At 43.8% G+C, this 15,099-nt stretch carries 14 protein-coding genes; 7 read left to right on the plus strand and 7 right to left on the minus strand.

Annotated elements, in window-relative coordinates; all coding sequences use genetic code 11:
- From MED297_RS05770 to MED297_RS05790, 5 genes are all read left to right on the plus strand, one after another.
- Nucleotides 1-754 (plus strand): oligosaccharide flippase family protein (locus MED297_RS05770; RefSeq protein ID WP_008043143.1); only part of this gene is annotated, 754 nt, incomplete at its 5' end.
- Complete coding sequence (locus tag MED297_RS05775; RefSeq protein WP_008043145.1) at nt 747-2,243, plus strand: asparagine synthetase B family protein; 1,497 nt, start codon at nt 747-749, stop codon at nt 2,241-2,243. The genes MED297_RS05770 and MED297_RS05775, both read left to right, overlap by 8 nt.
- A gap of 2 nt (nt 2,244-2,245) precedes the next feature.
- Entirely contained in the window at nt 2,246-3,310 is a 1,065-nt protein-coding gene (locus MED297_RS05780) for a glycosyltransferase family 4 protein (protein ID WP_008043146.1), read from the plus strand.
- Complete coding sequence (locus MED297_RS05785; RefSeq protein ID WP_008043147.1) at nt 3,300-4,559, plus strand: O-antigen ligase family protein; 1,260 nt, start codon at nt 3,300-3,302, stop codon at nt 4,557-4,559. The genes MED297_RS05780 and MED297_RS05785 overlap by 11 nt, the downstream gene beginning before the upstream one ends.
- Nucleotides 4,525-5,349, plus strand: a complete 825-nt coding sequence (locus MED297_RS05790) for a hypothetical protein (RefSeq protein WP_154650857.1) — start codon at nt 4,525-4,527, stop codon at nt 5,347-5,349. Before MED297_RS05785 ends, MED297_RS05790 begins: the two co-directional genes overlap by 35 nt.
- Nucleotides 5,350-5,357: 8 nt before the next feature.
- On the opposite strand, the gene MED297_RS05795 is transcribed toward MED297_RS05790, so the two are convergent.
- Both MED297_RS05795 and MED297_RS05800 read right to left on the minus strand, forming a co-directional pair.
- Nucleotides 5,358-6,122 (minus strand): glycosyltransferase family 2 protein, encoded by a 765-nt coding sequence (locus MED297_RS05795; RefSeq protein WP_008043150.1) that lies wholly within the window; start codon nt 6,120-6,122, stop codon nt 5,358-5,360.
- On the minus strand, nt 6,119-7,174 hold the full coding sequence (locus MED297_RS05800) for an undecaprenyl-phosphate alpha-N-acetylglucosaminyl 1-phosphate transferase (RefSeq protein WP_008043151.1): 1,056 nt from the start codon (nt 7,172-7,174) through the stop codon (nt 6,119-6,121). The genes MED297_RS05795 and MED297_RS05800 overlap by 4 nt, the downstream gene beginning before the upstream one ends.
- A gap of 132 nt (nt 7,175-7,306) precedes the next feature.
- Between MED297_RS05800 and MED297_RS21090 the strand changes: the two genes are divergently transcribed.
- Together MED297_RS21090 and MED297_RS05810 are read left to right on the plus strand one after the other, a co-directional pair.
- Nucleotides 7,307-8,590, plus strand: a complete 1,284-nt coding sequence (locus MED297_RS21090; protein ID WP_083779357.1) for an O-antigen ligase family protein — start codon at nt 7,307-7,309, stop codon at nt 8,588-8,590.
- Nucleotides 8,591-8,733: 143 nt separating this feature from the next.
- Complete coding sequence (locus tag MED297_RS05810; RefSeq protein ID WP_008043155.1) at nt 8,734-9,594, plus strand: glycosyltransferase; 861 nt, start codon at nt 8,734-8,736, stop codon at nt 9,592-9,594.
- Between the two features lie 3 nt (nt 9,595-9,597).
- Here MED297_RS05810 and MED297_RS05815 read toward each other — a convergent pair whose 3' ends face one another.
- The 5 genes from MED297_RS05815 to MED297_RS05835 all read right to left on the minus strand — a co-directional run bounded on the left by MED297_RS05815 (nt 9,598) and on the right by MED297_RS05835 (nt 14,893).
- Nucleotides 9,598-10,602 (minus strand): ATP-grasp domain-containing protein, encoded by a 1,005-nt coding sequence (locus tag MED297_RS05815; protein WP_008043156.1) that lies wholly within the window; start codon nt 10,600-10,602, stop codon nt 9,598-9,600.
- A gap of 14 nt (nt 10,603-10,616) precedes the next feature.
- Nucleotides 10,617-11,570: a glycosyl transferase family 90 gene (locus MED297_RS05820; protein WP_008043157.1), complete on the minus strand. Its 954-nt coding sequence runs from the start codon at nt 11,568-11,570 to the stop codon at nt 10,617-10,619.
- A gap of 3 nt (nt 11,571-11,573) precedes the next feature.
- Nucleotides 11,574-12,635 carry an LptF/LptG family permease gene (locus MED297_RS05825; RefSeq protein WP_008043158.1) on the minus strand — a complete coding sequence of 354 codons (1,062 nt, stop codon included), beginning with the start codon at nt 12,633-12,635 and terminating at the stop codon, nt 11,574-11,576.
- The gene (locus tag MED297_RS05830; RefSeq protein WP_008043160.1) at nt 12,635-13,687 is read right to left on the minus strand and encodes an LptF/LptG family permease; all 1,053 of its coding nucleotides are present in this window, start codon (nt 13,685-13,687) and stop codon (nt 12,635-12,637) included. Before MED297_RS05830 ends, MED297_RS05825 begins: the two co-directional genes overlap by 1 nt.
- 123 nt (nt 13,688-13,810) lie before the next feature.
- Nucleotides 13,811-14,893, minus strand: coding sequence for a Wzz/FepE/Etk N-terminal domain-containing protein (locus tag MED297_RS05835; RefSeq protein WP_008043164.1), 1,083 nt, complete (start codon nt 14,891-14,893; stop codon nt 13,811-13,813).
- Nucleotides 14,894-15,099: the final 206 nt, after the last annotated feature.

Below are 15,099 nucleotides of genomic sequence, written 5' to 3' on the forward strand. Positions count from 1 at the left end.
TCTCTTTGGCACTTCAGGGCTATTGATGTCTACATACTATGTCCACTATTTGTTCATGGTTTGGATAACTAAAAACTCGGAAATTATTCCGACTAACAATGGACAGTCTTTGTCATCTATCTTTAGAGTGGTTTCCAAATACCGCTCTTTTATACTGTATAGAGCACCACAGGCTTTTTTAAATGCATCATCACAAGGCCTTCCTGTAATTATGCTGTCTATGTATTTTGGGCTTGAGTCTGCTGCATTTTATGCTCTTGGGCGAGCTGTCCTTGCCTTACCGATTAATATTGTGGGACAGGCAATAGCTGACGTCTACTACGGTATCACTGCTAAAAAAGTAAGGGAAGGAGTTGGAATATATAGCTCTTTGTTAAAGCTTACTTTAGGTCTTTTAATAGTATCTATTGGACCTTTCTTTATACTCTATCTATATGCTCCATTGATATTTTCATTGGTTTTTGGTGAGCAGTGGGAGCTGGCGGGAGTATATAGTCAGCAATTGTCTTTTTGGTACCTCATGGGGCTGATAAACAAACCAAGCGTCAGTGCTATATCACTCTTAAAAATTAATCAGTTTTACTTGATCTTTGAGTTGATAAGTACTGTTGTCCGAGTGCTGGCAATTGCCCTCGGCTACTATTTTACAAAGAGTGATGTTTCCACTGTCCTTATTTATTCTTTTGTTGGTGTGTTTTTGAATGTTTTTTTGATTATATTTGTATTGCAAAAGGTGAAAAATCGATATGGTTAAATCATTTAATGCAGGGGATAGAGAACTCGTTCTTGAGTCTGACATTGCATGTGCAGACCCAGTATATTTGTTAAGGACTAGCGCTACGTCAGTGGCCTACTCAAAAAATTTAATTGCAATACTTGATGTTGCTAAGAAAGAAAAGCTACTAGAAATTGATACCAAATCAATGTCTTTTCTATTGCAAAGCGGAGTGGTGCCGCCGCCTTACACGATTTATAGGAACCTCTATATTCTCAGCATAGGCCATAAAGCAAAGTTAAAAAGTGTAGCAAGTAACACTGAAATAGAATTTTTTAATGACTTCCCTTTTTACAATCATGGCAGAGTTGCCAAGGCTGGCTTTAATGCAAATCGATTAATAGAGCTCCTTGCTTCTGCAATTGAAAGAAGGTTTGATGGATTAAGGAGTGGTTTTCTATATCATTCTGCCGGAAAAGATAGCAACTCAATTGCATTAGCTCTTGACAGGCTTGGATATCAAAATAAAGTAGATTTTATAACTCAGGACTCGCCCAACAATAGTCTAGAGCCAAAAATTAGTAAAAAAATAGCTAAAAAACTAGGCTTTTCTCATACTGTACTTGAGCCTGCTTCAATTGAAAGTGATAGTTCAAAAGAAGCTGTCATTTCGTTTTTTAAACGATCACCTCTACCTAGCTTAGATACTGTCTCATTGGGCTATCCGCTTCATCAGCTTCAAATACCCGACATTCACAGTAGCAACCTGATTGATGGAATGGGTAATGACGTCTATTTGGGTCATATTCCAGCGAAATGGGAGTATCGAAACCAGTTCTTAAGTCGTTTTTTCTCTGTAGCGCTGAAGTTTGCAAACAAGAACTATAGTGCTAGTTTGGCATTTTTTCTTTCAAGGACCCGGGCAGAATGTACGGGTATCAATAGGATGTCTTATGGCGATGCAAAGAAAATATTTTCGGTAGTTGAAAATGTGAGAGGGTACTGGGAAGGATTTGACGCGCAAAAACTTGAATACCTAGATTTGCGTTCGGCTGTGCGCGGTGTGATTCACGACCAAGAGGTTTGTATAAGGAAGATCAGGAATTTTTCAACGGTATCTGATTCGAACTTGATCCTGCCATGGGCCGACGCCAATGTAGCGGAGTACATGTATCATCTAAATGAAAAAGAGTTATTTGACCGCAAGGCGCTAAAAAACAAGTTGGTATTAAGAGAAATGCTTTTCGATAAGCTGGGTTTAAACAGTGACGCATTAGGGAAAATGGCTTATACGGTAGATTCCGTAGCGGTGGTGTTACAGGAAAAAAAATGGGTAAAAGACATTATCCAAAAATGTGACCTTTGGGATGCCAGTTGCATTGGTAGCTATCTTGATCAGCTAATCGTAGATGCAGAGGGTACAAAACGCTATAGGAACCATGCGGCTTTGATTTTTTACAGGCTTTTCATGATATCAGGCTGGTGGCTATACAGTGATTTTCTGGATCACAGAAGGGAGCTTAGTTAGAAATGAAAGTGGGCTTTTTCGTATATAATTTCTTTGGTTATAGCGGTGCATCAACTCAGGCACAGAAAATTGCCAAATCTGTTAACTGTGATGTTATTGTTTTCAATCATTGTAATGGTAGTTATTCCTGTAGCGTAGTTGATGGCTTGACTATAGTAACGCTACCAAAATCCAAGTTTCTAAAAATCTTCTATATTCTTTATCATTGCATTAGAAATCGTGTTTCTATTTTACACTTGCATGGGTTCTTTGTGCATGGGTTGCTTCTTGCGAAGTTTATGAAATTTCGTGTGGTCCTTAAAACAACCTTGCTTGGCGGTGATGACTTCGACTCTTTAAAAAAGAGGTACCCTGAATGGTTGTTTCGTTTTTTAATAGGTGCTGTCAATCGCAATGTTGTTTTGAGCTCAGAGTTAATGAACATTAATGCTAAGCATATAGATCCTAAGGCAATAGTGGCAATTGCTAACTGCGTTAAGAACACTATAGAGATTGATCTTAATAGCAAGGAAAACCTTTTCTGCTATGTTGGATTAATTTGTGAGCGGAAAAGAACAAAAGAGTCGATACGTTATTTTTTGAAGAACTATGCGGATATACCTGGAGCAAAGTTTGTACTTTGCGGACCACTGAAAAATGATGGAACCATTTCTGAACTTGATGATAATTACATTACTGAATGTATCGACTTGGCAAAGAGCTCTTCGTATGCTGATTCTATTGAGTTCTTGGGGATGGTTTCGAGCGATCAAGTTGAAGAAATTTTCACCAAAGCTAAAGCGCTATTGTTTTTTTCCGATAAAGAAGGGATGCCCAATGTTGTTTTGGAAGCTATGTCGAGAAATTGCGTGCCAATTACAAGGAGTATGTACGGAGTAATGCAAGAAATATGGGGTGAGCAATCGAAGTTCATTTTGAACACGTTAGACGAATCGATTTCAATAGAAGAAGTTGATTTGGCAATTAATAAGAAAATATGCGTTGAAAGAGTAAAGCAAGCTTTTTCCTTAGAAGTTGTTTCGTCAAACTATGATCAGCTTTATGAAAGTATAGCCAATGAAAGTTAGCTGCTATTATAGAATTCCGTTGTTGCTGAGTGTTCTTTTACTTCCTTACTGGTCTGTGATTACTGCGCAGTCAGAGTATTTTTTTGGAATAGGATTGGGGTCGTTTAAGTATATTCTAATCCTTATTATTTACATTGCTCTCTCGCTAGCTGTGTTGTTGGCTAGAATTCCGGTAATACTAAGTGCAGGAAACCTACTCCTTATTACCTTTGTTTTTTTTGTTTTCTTTCGTGGAATGCACAATTCCAGTTTTTGGTTGGTTGCGGAAGCAATAAAGTATGAATTTTTTTATATGGTTATTGGGCTATTTTCAGTATTCAAAATATATTTGGATAGTGAGTTTTTAGAGAGTTTATTGAATACATTTATTTTTCATTTCGTGATGGTGGTTACGATTTCTATAATCCAGTTCATAAACTATGACATAACTGAGGCTGTTTATCGATCAAGTATCGAAGAAATTGGAAACCTAACTTTAGCTATTGGGTACAGATTAAACTCGCTGCTTTTAAATCCAATAAACTATGCTGCTTTTTTAATAATTTCATTTTCTGCAATATCAATTAAAACTAAAAGTCATTGGATTTGGATTGCGTTGCTGTTGGTAACGATTGCTGGTGTTTATTATTCATATAGTAGACTGGCTATGATAGCTTTAATTACAGTTAGTGCTTATTTATTTTTCGTAAGACTCCCAGAAAACAAAACAATTGCGTTTATTTTTTTTACTGTTGTTCTTTCTGTTTTGCTGTTTACGGTGTTCGGTGGCTTTATAAATATTAGCCCCAGGTTTTCAGACCTAACAAATATTGATACTTATTTAAGTAATATCAGGATTAGGAACTGGATTAATGCGTTTACAAATATGGGCGATTTTGAACTGTTCTTCGGAATGGGGGCTGGTCTATCCTCACCTTCAGATTTAATTGTTCAAGAGTATGGCGCTTATAAAATAGAAAATACTTTTGTTTCTTATTTTTTTCAGTATGGATTGATAGGTCTATTATTGTACATTTCAGTACTTTTCCTATTTCTTAAGAATGTTCTTGCTTTAAGGGTCTCTCACCCAAATATTTTTCATTTTTTTAATGCCTTTTTAATTGTTTGGATAGTGATGTCAATGGGTAATGATTTTTATCGTAATCTCCCATTTGTATTTCTTTTCTGGATCTTTTTTCTTATTTCCTCAACTCTTTCTAGAAGTGGCAGTGAACGTGAAAATCGTAATAACTATTTCAACCACATATGACCGGCTCCTGAGCATTTCCCCAGAGCTTTTTCCTAAAAGTTCATCGATAGGCTATGTGATTTCTTGTCAAGGAGCCAGGGAAAAGCCATCGCAAATTTATAAAGAGGCAGGAGAACGTATATTTGGCGGGAATGCAGAGGTTTTCCTTCTGGAAGGGTATGGTCTTTCAAGAAATCGTAATAATGCGATTAGCAATGCGTTGAAGTTGGAATCAGATTACATATACGTAGCTGATGATGATATTGAGATTAAAGAAAGTAGTCTATTGGCCGCTGCGGTAGAGTGTTTAAATAGTAGTATAGATATAGGAATAGCAAAAGTTGGGCAAATTGGTAGTAGTGAACTCTTTAAAAACTATAGAAACAGGGATGCTAGAAGTAAGTTTGGCCTGGCTTTTTCAGCCAGTAGCGTGGAGTTGCTAATACGGACCAATTTTTTGAAAAAGAATCAGATCGAGTTCGATGAACGGTTTGGATTAGGTTCAATATATCCATCGGGTGAAGAGTTTATATTTATTTTAGACTCCATCCGCGCTGGGGCTACTGTAAAGGCAGTTGACGTTGTTGTTTGCGACCATGAGGCCATATCATCAGGAAAGGACTTTTACAGTGATGAAAAGTTAATTGTTGCCAAAGGAGCTATGATGAAAAGAGGCACCAAATCTATCGTTGTTTCACTTATACTTGGTGTTTTGTTTTCATTAAAAAAACACCGTGAATATAAACAGACAATTGGTTTTTTTAAGTTCTGTTTTAACCTGTCAAAAGGGATCCTAAAGATTGGTCATTGATTCAGTATTTACCTTCTTCCTATAGTTGCATGGTACGCATATGAGAGAAAAGGAAGTATGGCTTTAAGTGTACTCAGGTTTTCATTAGAACGGAGTATGCTCCATTGTCTGATTGCTTTTTTTATTTTATTTGATGAAATTGAATCGTTCCGGACAGTATAAATGGTTAGGCATTTTTTAAGTAAGTGGACTTCTTTTATTTGATTCTTGAGTAGCAACAACCAAAATGCAAAGTCTTGGCCTGTCCTGAGATTAGGCATTTGCATGTTTCCTATCGAGTTACTTTTTAACATTACGGTACTGCACCCTAGTGTTATCTTTTTGTATAAAAGATCAAAATAGTTGAACACAATTTTTTGATGTTTTGAATCAACTTTAGAAATGCTGTTATTAGAAATATTTAGTGATGTATAAGAAGTAAATGAAAAACTAGCTTTGTTTTCTTTCATAAACATAAGCTGTTCTTCTAGCTTTGTTGGCTCCCATTTGTCATCTGAGTCAAGGAAAGCTATATACTCACCTTTCGCTAACTCAATGCCTTTGTTTCGAGCAATAGCCGCACCAGAGTTCTGTAGAAGTTTAATGCTTTTAACTCTCCTGTCTTTCTCCATGAATCGTTGGTAAATTAGGCTTGAGTTATCGACAGAACAATCATCAACTAAAATATATTCAATGTTTTTATGAGTTTGATTTAAAACTGAAACGATAGTTTCTTCTAAAAAATCTTCACAGTTAAAGACTGGTGTGATAACAGTAATTAGTTCATTGCTCATAGAGTATTCTTTCTTTTCTTGGTTTTGCGAAGGTACTTCGCCAGTTTAAAAGCGTGACCGATTGCATTTAAGTAACCTGTAAAAAACACTAAAAATACTAACAGCGATCCTAAAGGAGGCGCATTTCTCTGCAACATCACACCAATGCAGATGAATAGTGTTTGAATAACTAATAGAATTGTAAGTGTTGTAGCTTTACTGAAACCGGCTCTTAAAAAGATGTGATGCACGTGTGTTCGGTCTGGATGGAAAGGATTTTTTCCATGCCTTACTCTACGAATCGTTGTAACTAGAATGTCCAGCAGTGGGATTGCAGCTATCCATAACGCCGTTACTGGCATCATGATTTCTTTACTTTCCTGGCTGTAGCGAATCAAAAAAGAGGTGATTACAAAGCCCAAAACCATGCTTCCTGCATCACCCATGAAAATTTTTGTAGTCCATTTAGGGAAAATATGGACATTTAAAATAAGGTAAGCTGTTAATGCACCCATCAATAACAATAAAATATTTTGAGCGCCGTCGGAGATCTTGTCTCCTATTAGGAAATATAGACCAATGGCTGAGATCAAAGTTAAACCACCACTGAGACCATCGATGCCATCAATCATGTTAAAAGCATTGATCATACCGATCACGGCTATAAAGGTAACAGGGATGCTCAGCCACCCGAGTTGAATCTCTCCAAAGCCGAACAAGTTGCCAAAACTGGTCAGTTGGGTGTTAGCACCCCAAATCAACATGGCGGTGGCTAGGGCTTGGACGCCAAGTCGGATGTAATAATGGAGGTCAAATCGGTCATCAATGCTGCCGGTCATCACCAACATTCCGCAAGCCGCGAGCAGGTAGGTCATTTCAGAAGAGTGAGGTACAAAGAAAAGCGCAGCCACGGAGCAGCTGGCAAACATGGCTAAACCGCCAATTAGAGGAATATCACCTTTATGCTGTTTTCGGCCAACAGGCTTATCCACTAAGCCAACCTTGGCCGAGAGTGGGGTAAGCATCCACGAAACAATAAATACACCGATAAAAGCGCTAATAAATTCAATCATTTAGCTAATTTCACAATCCTTTCAATAACATGTAATGTTATCACTCTTCTTTTTTACGGGGTAGTTTGTGGTTACTGATTTCAAAGGGTTATTTCGCTATAGTGTCGCGAAACTTTAAGGGTGGAAGTTGGTATGGACCGAGATACAGTGCATCGTTGGGTGTGGTGGGTATTATCGGCGGCTATTGTGTTGCACTATTGCGTATTGTGGGTTGTTCGGTATTCAAATGAGTGGGTGCCTGGAGTCTTAGTTGTAATTTCGACAGGCTGGTTGATTTTTAATCGATTTGCCCGCCCGTTCAGTCGGCAGGAAAAGTGGTTGCTGGCCGCAATGTTCCTCTTACCGTTTTCAACCTTTGTTCGTTTGTTGTTCGATTTGTCTTATTCGCCATCGGCATTTGATATCCAGTCGCGTTTCATCATTGTATTGCCTCTGATCCTTCTGTTAGTTCGCTATGGGTTCAATCGACATTGGCTGATCGCAGGGATGGGGGTTGCGGTTGTTATTGCGCTGTTTTATATGGTGTTTCTTACGCTGGACGGTCAAAGTCGGCCAAAAGTGAATATGAACCAGATTACCTCTGCAAATTTGATGGTGTATCTAGGGTTTGCGGTTGTGGCGTTTTCAATGGTACATGTGTTTGAGCATAAAGGGTCGCGTTGGTGGCTCGTAGTCGGCGGAAGTGTGTTGCTGGCGGCACTGATTGCAGCGGTATTGAGTAAGAGCCGGGGGGCTTGGTTGAGTGTGCCATTCTTTGTTGGTTCTTCGCTGTGGTTGTTTCGACAACATTTCAAGCGTTGGCAGTTAGTTGCTATTGTGCTCGTGACGGTCTTGGGAGGTCTTACGGTCGCCTATTTGCCTGGGTCTCCAGTATTACCGCGTATCCAGGAAGGGATAAGTGACGCCAACCGATACTTTACGACAGGGGAGGTAACTCGTTCAATTGATACCCGTTTGAATATGTGGGAAACCGCCATCGAGGCGTTCAAACTGAATCCCCTGTTCGGCCTGAGTGAAAAAGGATTGCAGAAATTTGAACGTGAAGGCGGTGTTGCGAAATACCTTGAAAAATATGGGCACCAGCACAGCGACTTTTTTGATATTTTGGCGAAACGCGGTTTGGTTGGGCTGGCGTTTTTTTATGGTTTTTGGGCGGTTTTTTTCTGGGCCTTTAATGGTTATACGTCACCAGGTTACCGAGAGGCCGGTATTTTACTGGGTGTTGGTTACCTGGTGTTTGGTTTAACTGAGACAACGACTGGGAACTACGCCGCAATGAGCTTGCTGGCTGTGCAGACAGCGCTTTTGTTTGGTGGTGGGCATCGGGAGTGGTTGCTGGTTCATAAACCGGAGGTTTTGGAACGGTTTTCCATGTATTGGCCAGAGCAAGAGGTATTGGTGGGTAAAGGTGAGTAGGAGTTGTTACTTGTCAGTTTTTTGTTTAGGAGTATCTGGGGTAGTTGAGAAATTGGTGGGTCCCTAAGGGGCGTGGCTTTCAATGTCGCCTGCGAGTAGCCTTTATAGCGGTGGCCATTAGGTTTTGGTATTTAGGAGTGTGTGTGGATCCCAATTTTTCAATCATAATTTCAGCCTATAATAATTTTGCCGCATTGGTACGGGCGTTGCCGTTTTGGCAGGCGCAGTCATTTCAGAATTTCGAGTTGATTGTGGCGGACGATGGCAGCAATGCAGCACAGCGGCAGTTTTTTCAGGATAAGGCCGCTCAGACGGACTTGGTGATTCGGCATGTCTGGCATGAAGATAACGGTTTCGATAAGTGTGGAATTCTCAATAAGGCCATTCTGGTGGCGCGGGCGCCACGTCTGTTGTTTCTGGATGCCGATATGCTGCCCCGGTGGGATCTGGTCGCAAACCATCTCGCCTTGTTGGCGCCTGGCCGCTTTATCTCCGGCGGAAGTCATATAAACCTATCCGAGGCTGGCCAGGCGACTATTGAGTCGTTGAGTTCAACTAAGTTTGAGGCGTTGTTTACCTCGTCGACATTGATTGATCAGGGGTTTATTGCTGCGAAAAAGGCCGGGCGGTTGGGGAGGCTGGGCGCCAATGCCCGTCTGTGGGATGCCTTGACATGGCGCACCAATGCTTTCAGTGGTGCCAATGCGTCCTGTTGGAAAGCCGATGCTCTCAAAATAAACGGTTTTGATGAAGCCTGGGGCTATGGCGGTCTCGATCGGGATTTCGGCATTCGTCTAACAAACGCGGGTGTATCCTCACGTCGCTATCAATACAGTTTGGTGGCGTTGCATCAGGACCATGGACGCCCTTATCGGGATGCTAAGCAAGTTCGTGAAAATAAGCGCCGTTTAAAGCAACGTCAGCGTAATAAAGTAACGGCTATCAAAAGTGGTATCAATACTCATGAGGTGCAGGATGTACAGATTATTTGGCGGCAGGGCTGAATTTTAGTTGGTCTTGTCTGTCCAATCGCCAATGCAGTCATATAGTGCCTGATAATAGACCTCCGGTGTCAGCCATTGGTTCACCAAGGTTAGTTCAGGCTGTTGGCGATGATACTGTAGTTTTTCCATAAACGCCTCGCCTTCACCAAAGACATGGTGACCGCCCCAAAGTGGGTTCAGCTCCAAAAACACCAGCTCACCATTAATGCAGAAAAATTCCACCGCTCCAATGTCAGCGCCCAATACCTGGGCCGCCTGCAGAATCTGCTGCCGCCATTGGGGCTGTGAAAGTATGGTCTGCAAGTGTTGGTTGTGGTGCACAAAGGCAGACCAGAAATCCAGGTGCTGATCACGCGAGTGGATGACCGGCTGATCGCCCACCAAGGCATAGCCTCCTAATATTTGCCCGCAACAGACATGAATGCGGTACACATGATGTACGCCCTGTTCGTCGGCGTTTGGGACGGCACCCACCAGTAGCAGGCGGGATTTGGTGACTTTGTTCGTCAATGTGCGCCGTCTTATCTGTTTTATTATCCGCTTCAAGTCGGATCCGCTGCTTTGCCGAGTTAGAAAATGAATGCCTTTGCCGGAGTCTTCGTTGTGGGTGCGCAGATACACGCCGTCTGTTTCTTTCAAGAGGCTGTGAAGCGACTGTTGGATGGTTCTAATTGACGCCCAGGGTGACAGCTCGGTAAAGTTTGGTGTTTTCAGCCCGGCTGCTTGCCAATGGCGGAAGCATTGAGTTTTATCGGCGTAGCGTTGAAAGTATTGGGCGCTGTTCAGAATCAGGGTGCCGGCTCGGGTGCGGTGTTCGGTTTTCAATACTCGCCGAATGGTTCGATGATTCACTCGTTCGGGATTAAGGCGGACCAAGACCACATCCGCTTCCATAAGTGAGCTTTGTTCCAGCAAACTGCGCTCCAGGCCAGCTGATTCTCCCAGACGAGGTTTATCCATTTGGTTGTTTATGCTGGGTTTCCGGCCGATGAAGGCAATACGAGTCATGAAGTTGAGCGTCCTCAGTTGTAAGTCTCAAAGTAACGTTTAATGACCAGCATATTCAGAATCCATTCGCGGGCATGGTTACGAAACGGCTGGGTGTAGTTGTTGGCATTGCGCACAATGGCCTTAGCCTCGGCAGGATGGCTCAAGTAATAGTCGATCTTGGCTTCTAAGTCGGAAAAGTCGTTTTTAACCTCTACATAATGAACGCCCGGTTGTAACATGCCTTCCATAAACCAGGTTTCGTAGTGCAGAGTCGGTGAAATCACCAGCGACTGGCTGCCCATAGCCCATTTCAGATTGCTGGCGACATCGACTCCTTCAATACTGAGCAGAAACTTGTGTTTAAGTTGTTGTGGAATGGGCATAAACGGGGCTTTTGGTGGTAACCCATCATAGTTCCGATTGGTCTGCGCCGCATTAATTTTGGGGTTGTGCAGATTACTGGTGATCAACCTTTTGCGGTTGTCGTTGTGGGCGTGGCCTCGCCAGATGGCTGAGTCTTGCTTTTGTTCCCAGCTCAATAGGTCCTCGACAAAGCTGAAATGCCGCAAAGTGGAAATTTTGAGTAACACCGCATTAGCATTGTCGCCATGAATTGGTCGGCTTTTTACAAAGGCTGGTTGCGTCGGCACTGCGGTGATATCGCCATAAAGAATGTTGAACCGGTAGTGACCTGCAAAGCGATGGAGCAATGGGGCGACATCGAAATACTGTAACGCGTTGCGATCTCGCTTAAAAGTAGACACGCATTGGTCAAACGTTACGGGTTGAGTCGTGGATGGCGGTTGTAAGTAATAATCCAGCCGATCTTGTTCTTGCGTCGTTAACCGGGCCTCAGCGTGTGCCAACTTACGGCTGGTCAGGCCGTAGGGGATGCCTTTTGCGACCTCTCTTTGCAACAGTTTGCCCAAAAAGAAACGCGGGCGTTCGGTGGCTTTATTCAGGTAGTAGCGGGTATGCAGCGGCATCAGTTAATATCGTCGTTTCAGTAGATAAAAGGCAAGGCCGGTGAACAGGCTGTTGCTGACTAGCACGGCCGCAAAGGCGGGCATAGCCAATACCATGAGGCTGGCACTGAGGGTGTCAATTAGCAAGCCTGAGATGACACCAAGCACCAGCGCTTTAAAGGCGGCATCACCGATGGTTTTTTGCCGGAACGATCCAAATGCAAAGGCCAGAGCAACAAACATGAGGCCAATGTATTGCAATGGAAATAGCACGCGGTTCCAAAGGGTACGCTCAAGCGCGGGCGTCAGGGTTCCGGCTTCAGCCCTGAATCGGACTTGTGTCCAGAGTTCAGGTAACGTCAGGTTACTCGACTCAAGAGCGAGGTTGCGTACCAGTTCCGGGGTGAACACGGCATTCTCCCAAGAAGAGATGCCCATTGTTTTGCGTTCAAAGCCACGTTCAGTTCGTTTGACTTCAATTGTGTTTATTAACACCCAGCTGCCATCAGAATATACGGCACGTTTGCTGTAGCTCGCCGCCATCAGTTGTTTTTGAGGATTCATCTGGAAGCGTGTGATACCGGTCAGTTCCGTTTCGTTACTGATGAACTCAACGTTCACATACTCGTTGTTGGCTTTGTACCATTGGCCGCGCAATGTCGGGTTTTTTTCTCCACGAAGCAGCGCACGGGCCTGCTCGGCATTGTTTTGCCAACTGGGCGCCGCAAACTCTCCGATGCCATACACAATGGGTAGCAAGATTAGAGCCGGCAGCAATAAACGAAGCAGTAAAGCTGGTGCGGAAGCCGCGCTCAACTGAATAATGGTGAGTTCCTGATGTTTGTTGAAGCTCGCAACGGTAATGAGCGTCCCCAGCATCACGATTACACCAATGTATTCGTACACCTCGGCTGAAAGCGTTGAAAACTTATATATCACCGCACTCTGAAGGGTGTAGGTGTCTGTCATTCGGCGGGCGGCTTCGTCCGCGATGCCCGTGACAAACAACAGTCCGGCAATGGCAAGCAAGACAATGCTGACCATTAGACTGGTTTGTTTGACGAGATAGCCATTCTGAATATTCATTAGGCCCGCCCCCTTAGGGTAATTAGGGCAATGACGCCGAGAACTACGAAGAACCACCAAGGCTGAAACAGAATACTCAGGTCGGAGCGGCCGACAGCACCATGCAAAGTCCGATAAGCAAAGTTAGTCAGGATATACAGCACAATGCCCAGCGCCATTGCGCCCACTTTGGCACTGCGCGGCTTGAAGCGGGTAAGGACCACTGCCCAAATGCAGAACAGCGGCAAATAAAGTGAGGTGGCAAAGCGGCTGATTAGCGTCAGCTGGTCGTGTCGATCTTCGCTTTTAGCCAGTTCAAAACTGGTTAGGGCATTGCGGCGTTGCCAGGGCGAGGCATTGCCGTCTTCTTCGATGCGCAACTGCATCATTCCGAAGCGTTGGGTTTGAAGCGGCTCGCTTTCATCAAAAGAAAACTGCGTTTGTTCGCCTTCAAAAAACTGGAAGTACTGTGCATTCTCGGCCCCCTGAGTTCTTACTTCCTTCGCAGCCGTCACGGTGTAACTGGATTGGCTTTTTGCAATGGTGAAGACATCTTCCAGACTCTGAGTTTGGCTGTTGTTGCGAGCGGCATAGAATGTCGCGTTAATGGCACCAATATTGTAAAAGCTATTGGCATCGATAATGTCTGTGATTGGACGATTGAGCTGCTCGGTGACGTAAAGTTCAAGGTTCTCCTGCGCTTTGGGCGTAATGTAATGGTTAAGTGCGAGAACCAGCAACATAGCCGGAAGGGCTGCGAAAACAAGCAGAAATCGCAGTAGGTCACCATCAGAAATGCCGATGGCGTGTAAAATGGCTCGTTCAGAATCCTGACTGAGCCGATGCAGGGTCGTTAGACAGGCCAGAAAGAACGCTGCCGGGAGAATTTCCTGCAGCAAGATAGGCACTTGAAAGCCGATCACGACCCATAACGCATTATCGGAAAACTGCCCCGTCAGAATCTTCGTCAGGGTGTCGCTGATTTCCGTGGCAATTAACAGAATCAGTAAGACCAGCGTCATGAACACAAAGGGCTTCATTATCTGGCCGTAGAGATAGCGGTAAAGGGTCATAGAGTTGGCTGATGTATAGGTAAGAGAATGTTAGCACAGACCGATATGGGGATGATAACTCCCTTGCTGACATGTCGAACCAGTCCCTCTCCTGCCAGAGAGGGAGGGACTATAGCGGAGTGCTCAATCCTCTCGTCGGATCGCAATTCGAATCAGAGCTGTAAACAGCCCGAAAAAGCCTGCCAATACAGTAGCCGCTACAGCAATCAGTTTGCGATTTGGCTTTTCGGCATTGGCGGGAATATTCGCCGCAACTTCACTGCCAACAAATTGTAACGCCTCAGTGGAGGGCACTTCATAGTCGCTCAGTGCACCCAGCCGGCCTTGAATGCTCTCTGGAGAAATGGTTTGTGCCAGACCTTCCTCATCGTAACCAACGATAATTGGACTCAAATTAGGTTGAGCAGACTCCAGTGATTTGATTTCGGCTGACAGGATGCGGGTCCCTTTCAGGTAAAGCTCGCCCTGAGAGGCTTCCCAGTCTGTTGGCTCTGTAATATTAAGTTCCTGAGCTACGTCGAGAGCGCTGCGTAACCGCAACAGGTGTTCCTGTTTTTGGGCTAAAGCAGCTTCTTTAAGTTGGTTGAGGTCGGCTTGCAACTGAGACAGTGCAATCTGCTTCGCACCTTCGATATCGCTTAACGTATCGGCGAGGGTCTTTGCTGACGCCGCTTCTAGGAGTCCATTGATCAGAGTCTGTGCTATGGCGGGCTCACTGCTTAATAGGCTGACTGAAATTTGATCAATGGTCGGCGTTTCATCTTGCAATGTCTGAATAAAATCGTACTCAACCGGCGCCACCCGAAGCGCTTGAGACATCCTCAGTACCAAGCTGTAACGTTTCTCAGCCGACAAGGCTTTGCCGTCGTTATCAACCATTAATCCGTGGCTGTCCAGCACAGATTCAATCAAGTTCGGCGTTTTCAGGTTTTTAAGAAAATCCTCCAGTAGCTGCTGCCGGCTAAGGTCGACAAACGGCTGGGAGATTAACGACGACAGGTGAGTGGTAGAGGGTTTATCAAAAACCGCCTCAACGCGATACTGTTTGGGCAACATCAGTGCGACAACAACCCCGACGACGGCGCCTAAAAACGTAATGCCGACAATGAGCGGCCATTGAGCGATAAGTTGCTTGATCAATTGGCCCAGGTCAATTTCATCATTATCGTGCGGCCTTAAGTGAGCCAGATCAGTATTTTGTGACATGTTTTACTTCCAGTGAGTCAATCTGGCGATGCTACCACACCTGTATGTAGGCTAGAATACACGCCCGCAAATGGGGCGATATCGGATAAGTAGGCAATCTTAAGTTATGTGATCCTTGTCACATAGCTGTTGCAACTTGTTGATATAGAAGGCAAAGTTTTAGCACTTTAAAGTGGTCAATTTGACTGTTTTGTGCACATTTTTTT

The sequence above is a fragment of the Reinekea blandensis MED297 genome (assembly GCF_000153185.1).
In the GTDB taxonomy this organism is placed as follows: domain Bacteria; phylum Pseudomonadota; class Gammaproteobacteria; order Pseudomonadales; family Natronospirillaceae; genus Reinekea; species Reinekea blandensis.